The organism is Paraburkholderia strydomiana, from assembly GCF_031456815.1.
Classification (GTDB): Bacteria; Pseudomonadota; Gammaproteobacteria; order Burkholderiales; family Burkholderiaceae; genus Paraburkholderia; species Paraburkholderia caledonica.
On sequence record NZ_JAVDVL010000006.1, the window covers coordinates 372,472 to 391,499 of the forward strand.

Annotated in this window: 20 protein-coding genes; 7 read left to right on the forward strand and 13 right to left on the reverse strand. The window is 64.7% G+C overall.

Annotated elements, in window-relative coordinates:
- The first annotated feature begins 62 nt into the window (after nucleotides 1-62).
- Both flgK and flgL read left to right on the forward strand, forming a co-directional pair.
- On the forward strand, nucleotides 63-2,036 hold the full coding sequence (gene flgK / locus J2W46_RS18965; protein WP_204522546.1) for a flagellar hook-associated protein FlgK: 1,974 nt from the start codon (nucleotides 63-65) through the stop codon (nucleotides 2,034-2,036).
- A gap of 10 nt (nucleotides 2,037-2,046) precedes the next feature.
- Entirely contained in the window at nucleotides 2,047-3,270 is a 1,224-nt protein-coding gene (flgL, locus tag J2W46_RS18970; protein WP_310355466.1) for a flagellar hook-associated protein FlgL, read from the forward strand.
- 229 nt (nucleotides 3,271-3,499) lie between these two features.
- On the opposite strand, the gene fliR is transcribed toward flgL, so the two are convergent.
- From fliR to fliF, 13 genes are all read right to left on the reverse strand, one after another.
- Nucleotides 3,500-4,282, reverse strand: coding sequence for a flagellar biosynthetic protein FliR (gene fliR / locus J2W46_RS18975; RefSeq protein WP_020070758.1), 783 nt, complete (start codon nucleotides 4,280-4,282; stop codon nucleotides 3,500-3,502).
- A 40-nt stretch (nucleotides 4,283-4,322) separates the two neighbouring features.
- Nucleotides 4,323-4,592, reverse strand: a complete 270-nt coding sequence (gene fliQ, locus J2W46_RS18980) for a flagellar biosynthesis protein FliQ (RefSeq protein WP_011490196.1) — start codon at nucleotides 4,590-4,592, stop codon at nucleotides 4,323-4,325.
- Nucleotides 4,593-4,650: 58 nt separating this feature from the next.
- Entirely contained in the window at nucleotides 4,651-5,484 is an 834-nt protein-coding gene (fliP, locus tag J2W46_RS18985; RefSeq protein WP_310355468.1) for a flagellar type III secretion system pore protein FliP, read from the reverse strand.
- Nucleotides 5,484-6,095 carry a flagellar biosynthetic protein FliO gene (fliO, locus tag J2W46_RS18990; protein WP_020070760.1) on the reverse strand — a complete coding sequence of 204 codons (612 nt, stop codon included), beginning with the start codon at nucleotides 6,093-6,095 and terminating at the stop codon, nucleotides 5,484-5,486. The genes fliP and fliO overlap by 1 nt, the downstream gene beginning before the upstream one ends.
- Nucleotides 6,092-6,559, reverse strand: coding sequence for a flagellar motor switch protein FliN (fliN, locus tag J2W46_RS18995; protein WP_020070761.1), 468 nt, complete (start codon nucleotides 6,557-6,559; stop codon nucleotides 6,092-6,094). The genes fliO and fliN overlap by 4 nt, the downstream gene beginning before the upstream one ends.
- Entirely contained in the window at nucleotides 6,552-7,550 is a 999-nt protein-coding gene (gene fliM, locus J2W46_RS19000; protein ID WP_020070762.1) for a flagellar motor switch protein FliM, read from the reverse strand. Before fliM ends, fliN begins: the two co-directional genes overlap by 8 nt.
- Nucleotides 7,551-7,614: 64 nt before the next feature.
- On the reverse strand, nucleotides 7,615-8,112 hold the full coding sequence (gene fliL / locus J2W46_RS19005) for a flagellar basal body-associated protein FliL (RefSeq protein WP_020070763.1): 498 nt from the start codon (nucleotides 8,110-8,112) through the stop codon (nucleotides 7,615-7,617).
- Between the two features lie 248 nt (nucleotides 8,113-8,360).
- Nucleotides 8,361-9,899 (reverse strand): flagellar hook-length control protein FliK, encoded by a 1,539-nt coding sequence (locus J2W46_RS19010; protein ID WP_310355471.1) that lies wholly within the window; start codon nucleotides 9,897-9,899, stop codon nucleotides 8,361-8,363.
- 60 nt (nucleotides 9,900-9,959) lie between these two features.
- On the reverse strand, nucleotides 9,960-10,409 hold the full coding sequence (gene fliJ, locus J2W46_RS19015) for a flagellar export protein FliJ (RefSeq protein WP_020070765.1): 450 nt from the start codon (nucleotides 10,407-10,409) through the stop codon (nucleotides 9,960-9,962).
- 2 nt (nucleotides 10,410-10,411) lie between these two features.
- Entirely contained in the window at nucleotides 10,412-12,076 is a 1,665-nt protein-coding gene (gene fliI / locus J2W46_RS19020) for a flagellar protein export ATPase FliI (RefSeq protein WP_310355474.1), read from the reverse strand.
- Entirely contained in the window at nucleotides 12,070-12,753 is a 684-nt protein-coding gene (fliH, locus tag J2W46_RS19025) for a flagellar assembly protein FliH (RefSeq protein ID WP_027776989.1), read from the reverse strand. The genes fliI and fliH overlap by 7 nt, the downstream gene beginning before the upstream one ends.
- Complete coding sequence (fliG, locus tag J2W46_RS19030; protein WP_020070768.1) at nucleotides 12,740-13,735, reverse strand: flagellar motor switch protein FliG; 996 nt, start codon at nucleotides 13,733-13,735, stop codon at nucleotides 12,740-12,742. Before fliG ends, fliH begins: the two co-directional genes overlap by 14 nt.
- Nucleotides 13,725-15,524 carry a flagellar basal-body MS-ring/collar protein FliF gene (fliF, locus tag J2W46_RS19035; protein WP_204522541.1) on the reverse strand — a complete coding sequence of 600 codons (1,800 nt, stop codon included), beginning with the start codon at nucleotides 15,522-15,524 and terminating at the stop codon, nucleotides 13,725-13,727. Before fliF ends, fliG begins: the two co-directional genes overlap by 11 nt.
- A gap of 236 nt (nucleotides 15,525-15,760) precedes the next feature.
- Between fliF and fliE the strand changes: the two genes are divergently transcribed.
- The 5 genes from fliE to J2W46_RS19060 all read left to right on the forward strand — a co-directional run bounded on the left by fliE (nucleotide 15,761) and on the right by J2W46_RS19060 (nucleotide 19,004).
- The gene (gene fliE, locus J2W46_RS19040; RefSeq protein WP_087752472.1) at nucleotides 15,761-16,111 is read left to right on the forward strand and encodes a flagellar hook-basal body complex protein FliE; all 351 of its coding nucleotides are present in this window, start codon (nucleotides 15,761-15,763) and stop codon (nucleotides 16,109-16,111) included.
- A 239-nt stretch (nucleotides 16,112-16,350) separates the two neighbouring features.
- The gene (fliS, locus tag J2W46_RS19045) at nucleotides 16,351-16,785 is read left to right on the forward strand and encodes a flagellar export chaperone FliS (protein ID WP_027805060.1); all 435 of its coding nucleotides are present in this window, start codon (nucleotides 16,351-16,353) and stop codon (nucleotides 16,783-16,785) included.
- Nucleotides 16,782-17,108: a flagellar protein FliT gene (locus tag J2W46_RS19050; RefSeq protein ID WP_013589910.1), complete on the forward strand. Its 327-nt coding sequence runs from the start codon at nucleotides 16,782-16,784 to the stop codon at nucleotides 17,106-17,108. Before fliS ends, J2W46_RS19050 begins: the two co-directional genes overlap by 4 nt.
- Before the next feature lie 67 nt (nucleotides 17,109-17,175).
- Nucleotides 17,176-18,645: a flagellar hook-length control protein FliK gene (fliK, locus tag J2W46_RS19055; protein WP_310355478.1), complete on the forward strand. Its 1,470-nt coding sequence runs from the start codon at nucleotides 17,176-17,178 to the stop codon at nucleotides 18,643-18,645.
- Nucleotides 18,645-19,004 carry an EscU/YscU/HrcU family type III secretion system export apparatus switch protein gene (locus J2W46_RS19060; RefSeq protein WP_204522539.1) on the forward strand — a complete coding sequence of 120 codons (360 nt, stop codon included), beginning with the start codon at nucleotides 18,645-18,647 and terminating at the stop codon, nucleotides 19,002-19,004. Before fliK ends, J2W46_RS19060 begins: the two co-directional genes overlap by 1 nt.
- Nucleotides 19,005-19,028: the final 24 nt, after the last annotated feature.

The window sequence follows — 19,028 nt, forward strand, 5'->3', positions numbered from 1 at the left end:
CCGTTAAACACTAAGTTCAAGTAACGCGGCGGCATGTGTGGTGTCGCCCTTCAGGATGACGCATGTCCAATCTCATCAATCTCGGCCTCAGCGGACTGAATGCAGCCCAGTGGGGACTCACGACGACCGGCCAGAACATCAGCAACGCGTCGACGCCCGGCTATACCATTGAAACGCCGGTCTTCGCGGAAACGGGTGGGCAGTACACGGGTTCCGGCTATCTGCCGCACGGCGTTTCGACCGTCACGGTGACTCGCCAATACAGCCAGTATCTGACGACCCAACTCAATAACGCGCAGTCGTCCAGCAGCTCGCTCGCGACCTACAACACGCTGATCTCGCAACTGAACAATCTGATCGGCAGCCCGACTGCCGGTATTGCCAGCGCGGTCACGAGCTATTTCACGGGCATGCAGAACGTCTCGAACAACGCTTCGAGCCTCGCTACGCGCCAAACGGCGATGAGCGGCGCGCAGACACTCGCGAACCAGATCAATGCCGCGGGCCAGCAATACGACGCGCTGCGCCAGAGCGTCAACACGCAACTGAGCAACACCGTTTCGCAGATCAACAGCTACACGCAGCAGATCGCACAATTGAACGGTCAGATCTCCGCCGCGAGCACGCAAGGCCAGCCGCCGAACCAGTTGCTCGATCAGCGCGATCTCGCCGTGTCGAATCTGTCGCAACTGATCGGCGTGCAGGTGGTGAACAGCAATGGCAGCTATGGCGTCTTCATGAGCAATGGCCAGCCGCTCGTGTCGGGCGGCAACAGCTTCAATCTGGGCACCACGCCTTCGACGGGCGACTCCAGCGAACTGTCCGTGCAGTATCTCGGCCAGGCGGGCGCAAACCCTGCCGCCGCGCCGCAGGATTTGCCCGACAGCAAGATCGAGGGCGGCACGCTCGGCGGTCTCGTCGCATTCCGCAGCCAGACGCTCGATCCGGCAGAAGCGCAACTCGGCGCGATTGCGGTGAGCTTCGCCTCGCAGGTCAACGCGCAGAACGCGCTCGGCATCACGCTCGCGGGCGTGCAGGGCGGCGCCCTGTTCTCGGTGGGCGGCCCGACCGTCTATGCGAACACGCAGAACACCGGCAACGCATCGCTCAACGTGTCGTTCGCAAACCCTGCACAGCCAACCACGGGCGACTACACGCTCGCCTTCAACGGCACCACCTATACGTTGACCGACAATTCGACGGGTGGCGTGGTGGGCTCGGCGACGAATCTGAGCCAGCCGATCAACGGCCTGAACTTTTCGACCACGGGCACGATGAACGCCGGTGACTCGTTCACGGTTCAGCCGACCCGCGGCGCGTTGAACAGCTTTGCAACTGCGACGACGGACGCCTCTGCGATCGCGGCCGCAGCGCCGGTACTCGGCGCGGCAGCGTCGACCAACACCGGCACCGGCGCCATCACGAAGGGCACGGTCGCGGCGGGCTACACGATGCCGAACTCGACGACCACGCTGACATACGACGGCACTGGTCTCACCGGCTTCCCGGTCGGCTCGACGGTGACCGTGGCGGGCTCGCCGGCGACCACTTATTCGATCACGAGCGCGACGACCGTCGTGCCGTATTCGTCGAGCAACGGCGCGAGTCTGACGATCAACAACACGACCGCCGGCCAGATGAACAAGGTGTCGGTAACGATCAGCGGCGTGCCTGCTGCCGGCGACAAGTTCACCATCGGGCCGAACACCGGCGCGAACAACGACGGCCGCAACGCGCTTGCACTGTCGAACCTGTCGACGGCGAAATCGATGGACGGCGGCACGGTCACGCTGACGGGTGCGTACGCGAACTACGTCAACGACATCGGCAACCAGACGAATCAGATTCAGACTTCGAGCACGGCGCAGGCTTCGCTGGTGACGCAGATCACCACCGCGCAGCAGTCCGTCTCGGGCGTCAACATCAACGAGGAAGCAGCCAATCTGCTTCAGTATCAGCAGCTCTATCAGGCGAACAGCAAGGTCATTCAGACCGCGCAGACCCTGTTCCAGACGCTGCTCGGCATCTTCCAGTGAGGCGTTGAACATGCGCATCTCCAGCACGCAGTACTTCACCATGAACGTGGCGACGATGAGCGATCAGCAAGCTCAGGTGTCGCAGCTTTACGCGCAGATTTCGAGCGGCGTGAGCCTTGCAACGCCGTCGGACAATCCGCTCGGCGCGGCGCAGGCCGTGCAGTTGAGTTCGACCGCGACGAGCCTCGCGCAGTACACGAGCAACCAGAACACGGCGCTTGCGTCGCTGCAGCTCGAAGACACGACGCTCAGCAGCGTCAACGACGTGCTGCAAAGTATCCACACGCTCGTATTGCGCGCCGGCGACGGTTCGCTCAACAACGGCGACCGCGGCTCCATCGCGACGCAACTGCAAAGCTTGCGCAGCCAGTTGATAACGCTCGGTAACTCGACGGACCCGCAGGGCAACTACATGTTCGCCGGCTATCAAAGCAGCGCACAGCCGTACACGACGAGTTCGGCCGGCGTGGTCACGTATTCGGGCGATACCGGCACGCCTGCGGTGCAGATCACCGACTCGCACGTCGTGCAGACCGGCGACACCGGCATTTCGATCTTCAGCAGTGTCGCGCCTATCGGCACGAGCGCGGTGCCGGCGGCGACCACGGGCAACACGGGTACGGGTGTCATCAGCACCGTGAGCCTGAACAACCCGACCGATCCGACAAACGCCGACAAATACGCGATCAACTTTACGTCGTCGACGACTTACACCGTGAGCCAGACGAATCCGGCGACCGGCGCGGTTACGACGAGCGCACCGCAAGCCTTCACGGCAGGTACGGCGATCACGCTCGGCGGCCAGTCGGTGACGATCAGCGGCGCGCCGAACGCGGGCGACAGCTTCTCGGTGACTCCCGCGACCCAGGGCAGCATGGATGTGTTCGCGAACCTGAGCCAGTTGATCAGCACGCTGCAATCTCCGATCTCGGGCGGTGCGTCGACGGCGAGCTTCCAGAGCGCGCTCACGACCAGCATGACGCAGCTCGAGAACACGATGAACAACATCACGACCGCGCAAGCGACTGTGGGCGGCCGCTCGCAGGAGGTCAAGGCATTGCAGGCGGTCACTCAGACCAATACGCTGCAAACGGCCAGCAACCTGTCGGACCTGACGCAGACAGACCTGATCAAGACGGTCGGCAAATACACGCTGGCGCAGAACGCGTTGCAAGCAGCACAACAGGCGTTCGTGAAGATCCAGAATATGTCGCTGTTTCAGTACCTGAACTGATAGAGCTTCTGCTCGATTAGTTTCGATAAACGAGCGCGGTAACCGGGGACCGGTTACCGCGCTTTCGTTTTTTGGGGCGTGAGAAGTATGCGAGACGCATGCTCTATCAACAGATTCGACGCGGAGCACCGCTAGCACCAGTCGCGCATCCAAACAAAAAAAGCCGACATCAACTGTCGGCTTCAAAGTCACTTCTGACGGCAAGCGGGCAACGGCCCGAATTCCCCCGCTACCTGAACCCCAGCGCGACCCGCCCCATCTGGTCGATGCCCACCGCGAAGAGTCGCCCGAAGAACGGAATCATGTTCGGGATCATCAACTGCAAAAGCAGCATACCGATCAGCATGGTGAGCGGAAAGCCGATCTGAAACACGCCGATCTGCGGCGCCGCGCGGTTGAGAATGCCGAGCGCGAGGTTGGTGATCAGCAGAGCGGCGACGACCGGCAGAGAGAGCAGCAGTCCCGCTGAAAAAATCGTGCTGCCGAAATTGGCGAGCGTGCGCCAGCCCGGCGAGCCGAGAATATTTGCCGAGACGGGCAGCGAATTGAACGACGCGAGCAGGGCGCTGACCATCTGAAGATGACCGTCGATCACAAGGAACACGAGCATCGCGATGGTGTTCATGTAGCTCGACAGCACCTGGCTCGAGCTGCTCGCCTGGGCGTCGAAGAAAGTGGCAAAGCCAAGGCCCATGCCGAGGCCGACGAAGTCGCCGGTCGCGCTGATCGCCTGAAATACGATCTGCATGGTCATGCCGAGCGCGATGCCGATCAGAAACTGATTGACGATGATCCACACGCCTTCCGCGGAAAACACCGTGACTTGCGGCAGCGCGCCGAGCGTGGGCGCGACGATGATCGTCACGAAAGCCGCCAGGCCGATCTTCACTCGCAGCGGCAGCGAGCGGTTGCCGAGCACCGGCGCGGTCGCGACGAGCGCGAGAATCCGCACGAACGGCCACAGAAACGCGGTGAGCCAGGCGTTCAGTTGCGCGTAGGTGACGGAAAACATGGCGGCGGCGAGGCTCGATGCAGGGAGAAGTCCGCGGCGCTCAGTTGACGAGCGTCGGAATGTTGGTGAGCGTCTGGCGCAGGTAGTCGAGCATGGTGGTGAGCATCCATGGACCGGCGATCACCATCGTGACCGCGATAGCGAGCAGCTTCGGAATGAACGACAGCGTCGATTCGTTGATCTGCGTGGCAGCCTGGAAAAGGCTCACCACCAGGCCGACCACCAGCGCCACGAGAAGAAGCGGCGCGGCGAGCAGCAGGCCGACGTACATGGCCTGGTGCGCGAGTGTCATGACGGATTCTTGATTCATGGCGATTCAACCGGAAACTGGCACAACGTTGAAAACAGGGACTATCGAGCGAGCACGCTCAGACAAAGCTCTGCGCAAGAGAGCCGAGCAGCAGTTGCCAGCCGTCGACGAGCACGAACAGCATCAACTTGAACGGCAGCGAAATCGTCGCGGGCGAAACCATCATCATGCCCATCGACATCAGCACGCTCGCCACCACCATGTCGATGATGAGAAACGGAATGAAGATCGTGAAGCCGATCTGGAAGCCGGTCTTCAGTTCGCTAGTAACGAACGAAGGCACGAGCAGCGACAGCGGCACATCTTCCGGGCCTTGCATCGGCGCGGCGTGCGAGATGCGCGCGAACAGTGCGAGATCGCTTTCGCGCGTCTGACGCAGCATGAACGTCTTGAACGGAGCGAGGCCGCGGCTCACCGCCGTCTCCATCGGAACAGTACCTTCGGAGAAGGGCTTGTAGCCGTCGGTGTAAGCCTTGTCGAGCACCGGCGACATCACGAACAGCGTCAGAAAAAGCGCAAGACCGACGAGTACCTGGTTAGGCGGCGTGGTCGTCGTGCCGAGCGCCTGGCGCAGCAACGACAACACGATGATGATGCGCGTGAAGCTCGTCATCATCAGCACCATCGCAGGCAGGAACGACAGCATCGTGAGCAGCAGCATCGTCTGCACGCTCAGCGAATACGTGGTGCCGCCGTTCGGGCCCGGGCTCGTGTTGAAGGCCGGCAAGCCGGCGGTTTGCGCGAACGAAAGCGTCGGCAGCGCGAGCAATGCCACGGGCACAACCAGCGACGCGACGGGCGCGGCGCGATGCAAACCGCGAAGCACTGCAGAGGCGGCGCGCGAGGTGCGGGTGGAGGGCGCGCCAGGCGCCGATCGAAGACTGAACTGCATTACCGAACCCCGTTGCCTTGCCCGTTGAAACGTTTGCTCACTTCGCCTTTCAAGGCGTCGCGAAAGCGCTGGCCGAAGCTGCCTGGCAATCCAGTGCTGCCCGCGGCGCTGCTACTGCCCGTTGCGCCAGGCGTGCCCGCCTGGGTATTGCCGATCGCGTCGACGGCGACCGATCCCGCCGGCATCGTATGAAGCAGACGCACGTTGCCGGGCGCGGCGCCGAGCACGAGCCACGTATCGCCGATCTCCACCACCGCCACGCGCTCCTTACCGCCGAGCGACGCGCCGCCAATTGTCTTCACCAGTCCGCTGCGGCTGCCCGGCTGCAAGCCGAAGCGGCGCGCAAGCCACGCGCATCCGAACACCAGACCGATCACGACGACGAGGCCGACGATCGTCTGCAATACCGCGCCGACGCCAAGCGCCGGAACCGCAGTGCCCGCGCCGACGCTCGACGCCATCTTCGCTGCGTTATTGACCGCGTTCATGTCGGCTGCGTGTGCAGCGAGCGGTGCGCAGAACGACGCCGTTGCCGACAGCGCTGCGCCGATTGCGCGGGAGATGACGTGACGCGACGCAGGGAACACGGCGCGGCGGACTGCGGTTTTCATCGATTCAACTTCCGGATACGTTCTGACGGCGTAATGATGTCGGTCAGGCGAATACCGAACTTGTCGTTCACCACCACCACTTCACCCTGGGCGATCAGGCAGCCGTTGACGAGCACGTCCATCGGTTCGCCGGCCATGCCGTCCAGTTCCACCACCGAACCTTGCGCGAGTTGCAACAGGTTGCGGATCGCCAGCTTGGTGCGGCCGAGTTCGACGGTCATCTGAACAGGAATGTCCAGAATCATTTCGATGTCGTTGCGCGTCGAGGTCGGCGCGACTTTCGACAGCGGCTGGAACACGCCGGCCGTGCTGGCGCTGATTTCGCTCGGGTTGTCGTTCTGCTCGGCGAGCGCGCTCGCCCAGTCGGCCAGCGCTGCTTCGTCTTCCGCGCTTGCCGCGTCGGCGGCCACTTGCGCGGCGGCGGCGGTCAGCTCGTCCGCGGGCTTTGCGTTCAGATCACTCATATCCACCTTCCTTCATCGTGTCGGCTGCGCTGATCATCTTTTGCACGCGCAACGCGTATTGACCATTAAAAATTCCGTAGCCGCATTCCATCACCGGCACGCCGTCGACTTTGGCCGTGATGTGCTCGGGAATGTTGATCGGCAGAACATCGCCTTTGCGCATGTTCAGGATTTGTTCGAACGTGATCGGCACCTGCGCGAGGTCGGCCGTCAGTTCGACTTCCGCCGCCTGCACCTGCTGCGACAACACGCGCACCCAGCGGCGGTCGACTTCGAGCGCCTCGCCCTGAATCGGCGACGACAGAATGTCGCGGATCGGTTCGATCATTGAATACGGCATGCAGATGTGCAGCGTGCCGCCCGTCGTGCCGAATTCGATCGAGAACTGCGTGACGATGACGATTTCGTTCGGCGTCGCGACGTTGGCGAACTGCGTGTGCATTTCCGAGCGCATGTACTCGAACTGCAGCGGACGCACGCTTTTCCACGACGCCGCGTAGTGTTCGAACGTCAGGTTGAGCAGCTTCATGATGATGCGCTGCTCGGTCTGCGTGAAATCGCGACCTTCGACACGCGTATGGAAACGTCCGTCGCCGCCGAACAGATTGTCGACCACGAAGAACACCAGATTCGGGTCGAACACGAACAGCGACGTGCCGCGCAACGGCTTCACGTGGACCAGGTTCAGGTTGGTCGGGATCGGCAGATTGCGGGTGAACTCGCTGTACTTCTGCACCTTCACCGGACCGACGGAAATTTCCGCCGAACGCCGCATGAAGTTGAAGATGCCGACGCGCAACAGGCGCGCAAAGCGGTCGTTGATGATTTCGAGGCCGGGCATCCGGCCGCGGACGATGCGTTCCTGCGTCGCGATGTTGTAGGGACGTACGCCTACACGTTCGCTCTGCTCGGCTTCAGAGTCGGACTCGCCGGTTACGCCCTTGAGGAGGGCATCGACCTCCTCCTGGGACATGAACTCTTCGTGGCCCATTCCTTATTCCTCGTGCATACCGTGACGGTTGATGATGGCAGTGCGGGACAGCGTCACAACGACGTCACTGCACGACGAATTCGGTGAACAGCACGTCCTGGACATGGATCGGCGCGGCACCCTTGTCGGTCGGTTGCTCGATCAGCGTCCGCAGTTCGGTGGAAAGCGCGTGCTTGCCTTCGAGCGGAGCGAGTTCATCCGGATGATGGTTCGACAGCGCAAGCAGGATGCGGCTGCGGATTTCCGGCATGTGTTCGGTGAGTTCCTGCGGCGTCTTCGGATCGGTGAGCTTGAGCGTCAGGCCGATACGCAGGAAGTGCTGCTGGCCGTCGTCCGATTGCAGGTTGACCGTCATCGATTCGAGCGGGAAGAACGTCGGAGCGGGAGCCGGAGCCGGCGCAGCTGCGGTGGCGGCGGCCGGAGCGCGTTTGGACATGAAGAACCACACCCCTGCGCCGGCGCCACCGGCGGCGACGATAGCGATGAGGGCGATCAGGATGATGCGCTTCAAGGGGCCCGGAGACGCGGGCGCGGCTTGCTGATTTGCGGGAGTGGTAGCCATGAGGTTTGCTTGCTTGCCGTTAGTGCTGGTGATAGTGATTGTTGTTGATTTGCCTGCGGCGCGATGGGTCGAACAGAAGGGTTAATGCGGGCTATCTCTAGTTTTTGGCCTTTCCCTGAAATGAAATCGCGGTGGTCTATGGGCATTGCCCCGCACAAGGGCAGCGCCCATAGAGCACCGCGATTTCGAGGAACGGCCAACACCTCGAATCAACCACCGAACAAAGCCGCAACCCGCAAAAAAACCCGTCAGGCGAACGTATCGACCAACCCGACGCTGCGCCGCACGGCAACGTCCGCCGTCACGGCGGCACCCGCGGCACCGCCCATGCCGCCTCCACTACCCGCCGCAGAGCGGCTTCCAGAGCCGGAGCGTCCCGACTCGGCATTCTGCTGTTGCCCGCCCTGACGACCAAACCCGTCGCTGACGCTCGCGCTGCCGAGTCCGATGCCGTTCGCTTCCATCGCCTCGCGCAATTTCGGCAGAGCTGCCTCGACGGCTTCACGTACCTGCTGATGCTGCGAAACAAACAACGCGTGCGCATGGTTATCGGCGACCTGCAGCACAACCTGGAGCGGTCCGAGATCCTTCGGGTTCAGCGTCAGCTCGGCGCTCTGCGAATGAGCGTTCGACAGGAACACGACCTTCTGGCTCAGCGCTTCCTCCCAGTCGGTCGTGCCGACCTGCGGTCCCAACGCGTTTGCCGCTGCAGCCGCGCCCGCATTGCCGGTCGTCTGCACGGCGGCCGTCGTGCTGGCTGCGTTCGCGGCTGCCTGCGACGCGGCCAGCGCGGCACTCGCTGCGTCGGCTGCGTTCTTGAACGCCGCCAGGTCGTCCGCCTGTGCGCCTGCCGCGCCCGTCGATGCCAACGCACCTGCCGCCGCCGCGGAAGCAGCCGACGCAGCCGCCGTCGGATCTGCCACGGTCGCAGCAGTCGTCAATGCGCCGCGAGCGGCTGCGGAGCCTTTGCCGCCGCCGGAGAGACCGGCTTCCAGCGTCTTGCCGTCTGTGTCGTTCAGCGACGCGTTCGCGCTCGCCAGTCCGTTCGCCGCCGCAGCTGCGGCGGCGCCGCTTGCCAGCGCCTGCGATGGCACCACGGCCTGGCCGTTCGCGAGCGCCGCCAGAGCCGCCTGCAATGCGTCCTGCAGCGACTTTGGATCGGTCGGCGCCTTCTTGCCGGGCAGGCCGACCGTGGTGGCGTCGGTGGCCGCGCCGGCTGCGGTCGTGCCGGCATCCGTCGCTGTGGGAATGTTCACGTTGGCCGCATCGGCCGCAGCGCTTGCGTCGGCCTGGGCCTGGGCTTGCGCCTGAGCCGCTGCGGCCGCCGCCGTGCTTGCGTCGCTGCTGCTCGCCGCGTTGGCGGTGTTGGCCGACTTCGCAGGCGTGGTCCCCGTCTTGTCCGTCGATGCCTGTTGCGGCTTGTCCGCCGGCGCAGACGCCGATGCGTCTGACGCGGTGCTGTCCTTGGTGTCGCTGCTCGCGTCGTCGGCGTTTTTGGTTGCGGAGTCGTCCGGCGGCGGCGCGTCGTGCACGCTCGACGACGACGCCTGCGAAGCATCCGCCTGCGTCGGGGAAGGTGTCGGCGTTGCGGCAGACTGGCTCGCGCTCGCGTTGAATTTGGCAGCCGCGCTTGCAGCCGCACTGTTCTGCAGGCTGATGCTTTGCTGCAGGGTTTGCGAGAACGGTTTCGCGCTTGCGGCGGCCAGCGCCGCGGCGCTGTTCGAACCGTTGGTAGAGGTGCTGCCGGTAGAACCTGGCAGCGAGCCGATCTGTGAAAGAAGCGACATAAGTGTCCTGTCAATCCGTCAAAGGGTACGGTGTTCAGTCAGTGGAGGGCGGCGCGGGCGTCAGGCGCCTTCCGCGCGCATCCTCAGAATTCGTGCAGCGTGTTCGTCGGCGTCGCGTTGATCGCGCCGCGCCACGGTCTTGGCCTCGGCCGCTTCGCCGCGCGCCTGCAGCACTTCATAGGAGCCGAGCTTTTGCTTCTGACGCTGCCAGTCGGGCTTGGCCGCCTCGACTCGCGCATTGGCCGTCACGAGCAGGTTGCGCTGCTGTTCGATGGCGGCGTCGAGCGTGTCGATGAACGCCTGAAAATTGCGCATGTTGCCGGCGGGCATTCCCGCCTGGGCGGTTGCCGTGAAACGCGCGTGGTATTCGTCGCGGTACTGCACGAGCGACTGCAGTTGCGCCTCCACGTCGTTACGCTCGCGCTGTGCTCGGCCAAGACGCTGCGCGGCGGCGTCGACATCGTCTTGCGCGAGCCCAATCAACGTCTTGATCGGAAAGTGTTTCGCCATCGTCAGGCTCCTTGGGCAAACAGCGCGTCCAGCATCTCGACACTCGGTTCAAAATTCGCGCACTCACGAAAGCCTTGCTGCAGGAAGGCTTCCATCCGCGGATAAAGCGCGATCGCGCGGTCGAGCAACGCATCACGTCCGCTCGAATAAGCACCAACGTTGATCAGATCGCGGTTGCGCTGATAGCGCGACAGCATCTGCTTGAACATACGCGTTTTGTCCAGATGGTTATCGTCGATCAGCGCGGTCATTGCCCGGCTAATCGACGCTTCGATGTCGATTGCCGGATAGTGGCCTGCTTCCGCGAGCGAGCGCGACAGCACGATGTGGCCGTCGAGAATCGCACGCGCCGAGTCCGCAATCGGGTCCTGCTGGTCGTCGCCTTCGGTCAGCACCGTGTAGAACGCGGTGATCGAACCGCCGCCCGCCGGACCGTTGCCAGTTCGCTCGACGAGCGCCGGGAGCTTCGCGAACACGGAGGGCGGGTAGCCCTTGGTCGCGGGCGGCTCGCCGACGGCCAGCGCGATTTCGCGCTGCGCCATCGCGTAACGGGTCAGCGAATCCATCAGCAGCAACACGTGCTTGCCCTGATCGCGGAAATATTCGGCGAGCGACGTCGAATACGACGCGGCCTGCATCCGCAAAAGCGGTGAAACGTCGGCCGGAGCGGCGATCACGACCGAGCGCGCAAGGCCTTCCTCGCCAAGAATCTGCTCGATGAATTCCTTCACTTCGCGACCGCGTTCGCCGATCAGGCCGATCACGATCACTTCGGCGCTGGTGTAGCGCGCCATCGTGCCGAGCAGCACCGATTTACCGACGCCCGAGCCTGCGAACAGTCCCATGCGCTGGCCGCGTCCCACGGTCAGGAGCGCGTTGATCGCGCGCACGCCGACGTCGAGCACCTTGTGAATCGGCTCCCGGTTCAGCGGATTGATGACCGGCGCGGACAACGGCGCGTCGGCATGCGCGCCGAGCGGGCCGAGTCCGTCGAGCGGGCGGCCAGACGCATCGAGCACGCGGCCCAGCAGTTCCCAGCCGACCGGCAGACGCTTCGCGCCCGCCATCGGATCGGCGATCGGCGCGCTTTCGAGCGGGTAGACGCGCGCGCCGGGCAGCAGGCCGATCACTTCGGTGGTGGGCATCAAAAACAGCTTGTCGCCGGAGAAGCCGACAACTTCCGCTTCAGCCATCGGCAGCGAACTGCCCGGCGGCAGTTCGATCATCACTTCGGCGCCTACCGAAAGGCGCAATCCAACCGCTTCGAGCACGAGACCGGCGGCACGCGTCAGGCGTCCGCAGGCGCGCATCGGCTTCGCGATCGCGTTGCGCGCGCGCAGTGCGTCGAGCCGGCCGCGCCAGGCTTGCATATGCGGATTGCTGTCGAGCGCCGGATCGTACGCAGCAGGAGCCGCGGCGCTTGCTGCCTTGGCGGCGGCCGGACTTGCACCCAGACCGGCGCCCGCAGCCGGCACCGACTCGCGGCTCGCGGCCGCGCCCGTCACCGGATGACCATGACCCGGGTGAGTCGCCTGCGCAGCGGTCGAGACTGCGTCCGCGAACGGTGCGTCCGCGAGCGCCTCGGCGCCGAACGACGCCAGCGCCAGCTCGCGTTCGAGCGGCGTCAGGTCGCTTGCGCGGATCTCCTCGAGCGTCGGCTTCACCATGTACTCACTTTGCCAAGCGCCGCGGCAACGCGTTCCCAGCGTGTATCGATGCCGGCGTCCACCTCGCCGCTGCCGGCCTGCGCGCGGCAGCCGCCGCGCTCCACGGCCGGATCGGTGCGCACGGTCCAGCCGCGTGTTTGCAGTTCTTCCATCAGATACGCTTCGACCACCGGCAGATCGGCGGGACTCACGATCAGCGCGGGCGCGCCGATCAGCGCCGGTTCCGCCGCGAGCACCTCGCGGGCGGCGGCGATCAGCGCGGTCGGGTCGTGCTGCACATGCTGGCGCACCACCTGTTGCGCGATGTCGAGCGCGAGCGCGACGAGCGTCTCTGAAATGGCGCCTTGCGCGCCGTCGAGCGCGGCCTTGAAGGTTTCGGCGAGCGCGGCGAGTCGCGCAGCTTCCTCGCGCGCTTCGCTTCGGCCCTGTTCAAAACCTTGTGCGTGGCCTTGGTCATATCCGGCCTGATAGCCGAGCGCCTGGCCCGCCACGTGGCCGGATGCGATGCCCTGCGCGTGCGCGGCTTCGCGCAGGCGCTCGAGCTCGGCTTCAAAAGCCGCTTCGTCGATCTCGGACGTGGGCGGTGCCGGCGGCACCGGATCGAATGAGGCCATCTCCCAGCGCTGGTAGGCCGAGAGGCTTTCCTTTGCCGTGGAGTTGCGATTAGACATATGCATCTTCCGCCTTGCCGCCAATCACGATCTGGCCGCTTTCTGCCAGATTGCGCACGATCTGCAGGATACGGCGCTGTTGCGTCTCGACTTCGGAGACGCGAACCGGGCCGCGCGCGTCGAGGTCTTCCGCGAGCAGCTCGGCTGCACGCTGGGACATGTTCGACAGGAACTTCTGACGCAGTGCAGGCGCTGCGCCCTTCAGCGAGATGATCAGCGCCTCGGATTCGACTTCCTTCAGCAGCAGCTGGATCGCGCGGTCTTCCAGGTCGAGCAGGTTCTCGAACACGAACATCTGATCGACGATCTTTTGCGCGAGTTCGCCGTCGTACTGGCGGACGTTTTCGATGACGCCTTCCTCGTGGTTGCTCGACATGAAGTTGAGAATTTCCGCCGCCGTGCGAATGCCGCCCATCGGGCTGCGCTTCAGGTTGTCGCTGCCCGACAGCAGATGCGTGAGCACGTCGTCGAGTTCGCGCAGCGCGGCCGGCTGGATACCGTCGAGCGTCGCGATTCGCAACAGCACGTCGTTACGCAGACGGTCCGTGAAGCACGCGGCGATTTCCGACGCCTGATCGCGGTCGAGGTGAACGAGAATCGTCGCGATGATCTGCGGGTGCTCGTTCTTGATCAGTTCCGCGACGGCCGGCGAGTCCATCCACTTCAGGCCTTCGATACCGCTCGTGTCGCTGCCTTGCAGGATCCGGTCGATGATCGCGCCGGCCTTGTCGTCGCCGAGCGCCTTCGTCAGCACCGAACGGATGTACTCGTTCGAGTCCAGCGACATGCCGGTGTGCTTTTCCGCCTCGCGCACGAACTCGTGCAGCACCACGTCGATCTCGTCGCGCGTCACGGCCTTCATGGCGGCCATGGCGACGCCGATCTTCTGAACTTCACGTGGTCCAAGGAACTTGAACACTTGCGCCGCTTCTTCCTCGCCGATCGACATCAGCAGAAGCGCGCTCTTCATTACGCCTTCAGCGCTCATCGGTCACCCAATTTTTGACGACTGTTGCAACGATCTTCGGATCCTGGCGCGCGATGCTGCGTGCGAACTCCAGGTTCCGCTCATATTTGTGTTTCGCGTTTTCCAGCGCCAGCAGTTCGCTGTCGCCGGAGTCGATTTCGACGTTGCCGCTGGCGCGTTCCGCGGTCGGGATGCCGTCGAGCAGGATCGGCTCGTCCGGCGAAGGCAGCGCCGCGGCGACGAGCGGTTCCGGCGGCGGGAAGGCGCGGCGCAGCGCCGGCTTCACCATCACGAAGTAGAGGAACAGGGCGACGGCGCCAATGCCGAGATACGTCGCGATCTGCTTGTACAGAGCCAGCATGTCATGCGTGCGCCACCACGGCAGGTCCGCGTTCGGGTCCACGTCGGCGGTGAACGGGCTGTTGACCACGTTGACCGAGTCGCCGCGCTGCGCGTCGAAGCCCATCGCGTCCTTCACGAGCTGGTTGACCTGCGCGAGCTTGTCGGCGGTGACCGGCTGCATCGTCGCGTGACCCTTGCCGTCGACCACGCGCAGATAGTTGACCACCACGGCCACCGACAGACGCTTGATGCCGCCCATCGGCTGCTCGAGGTGACGCACGGTCTTGTCGAGCTCGTAATTCGTGGTCATGTCCTTACGATCGCTGACGGGCGTTGTCGTCACGCCGCCGCTCGCGCCATTGGGCGCATTGATCGGCGCGGAGGCGGGCTGCGGCGGCTGATTCGACAGCGCGCCCGGCACGCCCGACGCGCCGCCTTGCGACATTTCCGTCGCGGTGCTCGATTGCTGGCTGCGGATCGCCGCCTGTTGCGGGTTGCCGTTCGGGCCGTAGTTTTCCGAAGTCTGTTCGGTGCGCGAGAAGTCGATGTCCGCGCTCACCTGCGAATGTGCATTGCCGGCGCCGAAGAGCGGCGCAAGAATCGCGTCGATGCGCTGCTGCGTGTTGCGCTCGATTTGCTGGCGATACTTCAGTTGCGACGCGTCGAGCCCGCCGCCAACCGACGGTTGCGTCAACAGGTTGCCGTCCTGATCGAGAATGGTCACGCCCTTGACCGGCATTTCCGGCACCGCGGAAGACACCATGTGCGTGATTGCCAGCACCTGGCCTTCGTCGAGCGCGCGGCCCGGATAGAGATTGACGAGCACCGACGCCGACGGCGCTTCCTTGTCGCGTACGAACACGGAGGGCTTCGGAATCGCCAGATGGACGCGCGCCGACTTGACCGACGAAACGGATTCGATCGTGCGTTCCAGCTCGCCTTCCAGCGCGCGCTGATAGTTGATCTGCTCGGCGAACTGGCTGATGCCGAACTTCTGGTTGTCCATCAGTTCGAAGCCGACCGAGCCGCTCTTGGGCAGGCCTTGCGATGCGAGGCGCAAGCGCATCTCGTGCACCTGCTCGGCCGGCACGAGGATCGCACCGCCCGACTCGGAAAACTTGTACGGAATGTTGGCCTGCTGCAGCGCGGTGATGATCGCGCCGCCGTCGCGGTCGGACAAGTTGCTGTAAAGCACCTTGTAGTCCGGGGCGCGCGACCACAGAAACAGGCCCGCCACCACGGCGACAAGCAGCGCCACGGCGAAAATCAGCGGGGCGCGCGGGTTGCCGCGCATTTGCGCGAGGCCTGACAGGCGCTGGCCAAAATTGCCGCCGAGGCCGCCACCGAGGCCGCCCAGGTCTGCGTTACCGCCGGGCTGACCGGCGCCCGCCGCTGCCGCGCCGGGCTGTGCGCCGGCGAGGCCCATGCGGGCGTCGGGGTTGATCAAAGAGTTGGCTGACGAATCCATGCGTCGGGTTTCTCCGGGAAGCCTTTTGCGTTCTGCCGCTCAACCGCACCGAGGCTCGGCGGGAGTATGGACAGATACTTTCACGACTGAAATTATCCGCACGGCAGGCGCGCCCGATTGCTTGAATAGAGCCGGGTTTCCCCCCTAGTTTCGGGGCTTTCCAGGAGAGCCCGCTGCTATGCTTTCGTCCAGATCGGTACGGTTTGGTCGTGCCGCTCGTCATTCCTGGAGAGAACATGACTTTGCCCGTGAACGCGCTTTCGTCGGCGCTGCAACAATTGCAGTCGATGGCTGCGCAGGCCGCCGGCGGCAGCACCGCCGCTGCCGGCGCTTCGGCCGCAGGTGAGTCCGGTGCGGCTACCACCGGCGGTTTTGCGTCGGCACTGAAGGCTTCGTTGGACAAGATCAGCGGCGATCAGACCAAGGCGGTCGGCGAATCGCAGGCGTTCGAGCTTGGCGCGTCGAACGTTTCGCTGAATGACGTGATGGTCGACATGCAGAAGGCGAACGTCGGCTTCCAGTTCGGCCTGCAGGTCCGCAACAAGCTGGTGTCCGCCTATAACGACATCATGCAGATGCAGGTCTGATCGAGGCTGCGGCCACGGCGGCAAGAATGTTCCGCCCGCCCGGCCGCAACTGCCCGCGTGACACGCGCCGCGCCGCCCCTGGGGGCGTGCGCAACCTGCAGCCCTTAATCCTCCTTACACCGGCCTAAAGCTTTCTCGCTGCGTATCCGATAACCAGATACAGGCATGAATCGGGGTGCGCTTACGCATCGCGATGGGCCGCCACGACCAACCGTAGTTGCATTTGAGGAGGAGCGCCGATGTTTTCCCCAGGACACTCTGGAGCCAATGCGTATGCACGCGTGGGCGTCGAGACAGGGGTGATGGGCGCGAGTCCGCATCGTCTGATCGTGATGTTGTATCAGGGGGCCCGGCAGGCAATCGCGCAAGCGCGGATGCATTTGCAGCAGGCCAATGTACCCGGTCGTGGAGAGGCGATCGGCAAGGCGATTCAGATCGTCGAAAGCGGGCTGCAACAGTCGCTCAACCTTGAGGTGGGCGGTGAGATTGCACAGCGGCTGAACGCGCTATATAGCTATATGTCGCGCCGGCTGCTCGAAGCCAACATAAAAGAAAGCGAGGCAATGCTGGTCGAAGTCGATGGCCTGCTGGCCACGCTCGAAGAGGCATGGATCGGGATTGCCCCGGAGATAGCGCGGATGGCTGCCCAGCCGGTCGCGGAAAGCATGAGATGACATCGAACGCAGAATACTTTGCCCGCTACGAGGCCATCGCAGCGTTGTCCTGCCGCATGCTGATGGCTGCCCGACGCGCCCTGTGGAACGATCTGGTCCACTTGCAGGATGAATACCGGCTGCTCGTCGACGCGCTGAAAGAGGCGGAGACGGGCGTCAAACTCGACGAGACGGAACGCCTGCGCAAGTACGCGCTGATCCGGCAGATCCTCGCCGACGACGCCGCGATCCGCGACCTGGCCAATCCGAGCCTCGCCAAATTGTCGGCGTTGTTCGGCGGCCGGCCGTCCCGGGTGCTCAAGGAGCTGTACGGAGCGCGCTGAGGGTGGCCGCAAGGCGTCTGATTGTGTGAATTGAGCGCGTTGACGCCAATGTGATCAAGGAATCGGCATGAACGGAATCGACACGGCCGTCGCATCGCTCCTCGCGACCCGCGTCGACAGCCTGCTGAACATTGCCCCCGGCAGCGCGGCCACCGCCCAGACGGGCGCGGCCGACGTCGAGACCGCGCCGGCAACGCCGGCTCCGGCCGCTCCTTCTGCGCCGCAGCCTTCCGCGCAGACCGCGCTGTCCGCCGTCGCACTGACGCTCAACGCGATCGTGCGCTCCGGCGGCGAGGCGACGCCCGCGATCGTCGGGCAGTTACCGATCTGGCCCGCCGCTCCCGCACTCGACGTCGAGGTGGGCGCTTTGCCGCTCTTCGACGCGCCTGCTCCTTCCAATACCGCTTCCAACGCCGCGGCTTCCGCGGCTACGGCCAATGTCGCGGCGACCCAGGTGCCGGTGGCGGCGCTTGCGGCCGCGCTCGCACACACGGTCGGCGACAGCGGTCTTTTCTACGAAGCACACCTCGCGCAATGGCTGAGCGGCCAGCGCTCGCCGGAGACACTCGCGGGCGAAGCACAGAACAAGCTCGTCGCCGCCGCCGCGCAATTGCCGTTGAACTGGGCAAGCGACGGGGGCGACGCCCCGTCGGCGCAAGCTGCCGCGAGGCAAGGCATGGGCGCGACGCCGCACACATCAGGCGGCGCGGCCGACGCCGGCAACCCGAATGCCGCGAACCCGAATGCAGCCAGCACCGCCGGCCGCCCGATGCCGTCGATCGACACCGTGCAGGCCGCGCGCTTCGTCGCCGGTGAAGTGCTGGCAAGTTCCCTATCCGACCTGAACGGCCAGACGTCCCATGCAGGCCTGCATAACGCTGCCTCGCCAGCGGCTGACGCAGGCTCGCAGCAGAATCCGCAGGCCGCCGCGGTCCATCCCGCAACGGTGCCGCTCGTGCGCCAGCAACTGGATCTGCTCGCAACCGGCCAGTTCCGCTGGACCGGCGAAGCATGGCCCGGCGCGAAGCTGGACTGGACTGTCGAGCAGGAAGGCGACGAGTGGGACCGCAGCGGCGGCGGCGCGGATAGCGAGGACGATCAGCCGTGGCGCACGCGCCTGACGCTGTCGCTGCCGACACTCGGCACCGTCGACGCCGAATTGACGTTGACCGGCATGCGCCTCGTCGCGCGTGTACAGGCGAGTCCCGGCGGCGCGGCGCGTCTCGCGATGCAGGGCGAAAGTTTTCGTCAGCGGCTCGCGGCGGCGGGTATTCAACTGAACGGTTTGACGATTCGCGAGATCGGCGGCGGCGCGCCCGCCACCGGCGCGGCTGCAGCGGGCGCCGCGGCTGCGGCTCAGGCAGCGGCGTCCGCGTATGCGCGGTCGGCCTCGGCGGCGAATCGGACGGACGCCACGGCGTCTGCGGCATCTGCCGCATCGGGAGCGCCGGCAAGTGCCGCCGGGAAAAGCCGTCGCGCACCGCACGCGTCGAACGCCGCGACCGCGCCGCTCGACGATTTCGACTGGGACATGTGATGAGCCGCAAACATCGTCGCAGCGCGGCTGCGCTTGTCTACGACGCACAAGGCGGCGATCCGGCGCCACGCGTGATCGCCAAGGGCTACGGCATGCTCGCCGAGATGATCGTGCAGCGCGCCAAGGAAGCCGGGCTTTATGTGCACGAAGCGCCCGAAATGGTCTCACTGCTGATGCAGGTGGACCTCGACGCGCGCATTCCGCCACAGCTCTATCAGGCGGTGGCGGAACTGCTCGCGTGGCTGCATCGGCTGGAAAGCGAGCCGGCGCAGCCAGCGCCGGGCGGCGCGCGCACCGGCGCTGACGATGTCACCGACGTGGTCGCGGTCGATATCGAAGGCGCAACAGGCGCGCGCTAGGCACCCTACGGCGAAGCCACACAG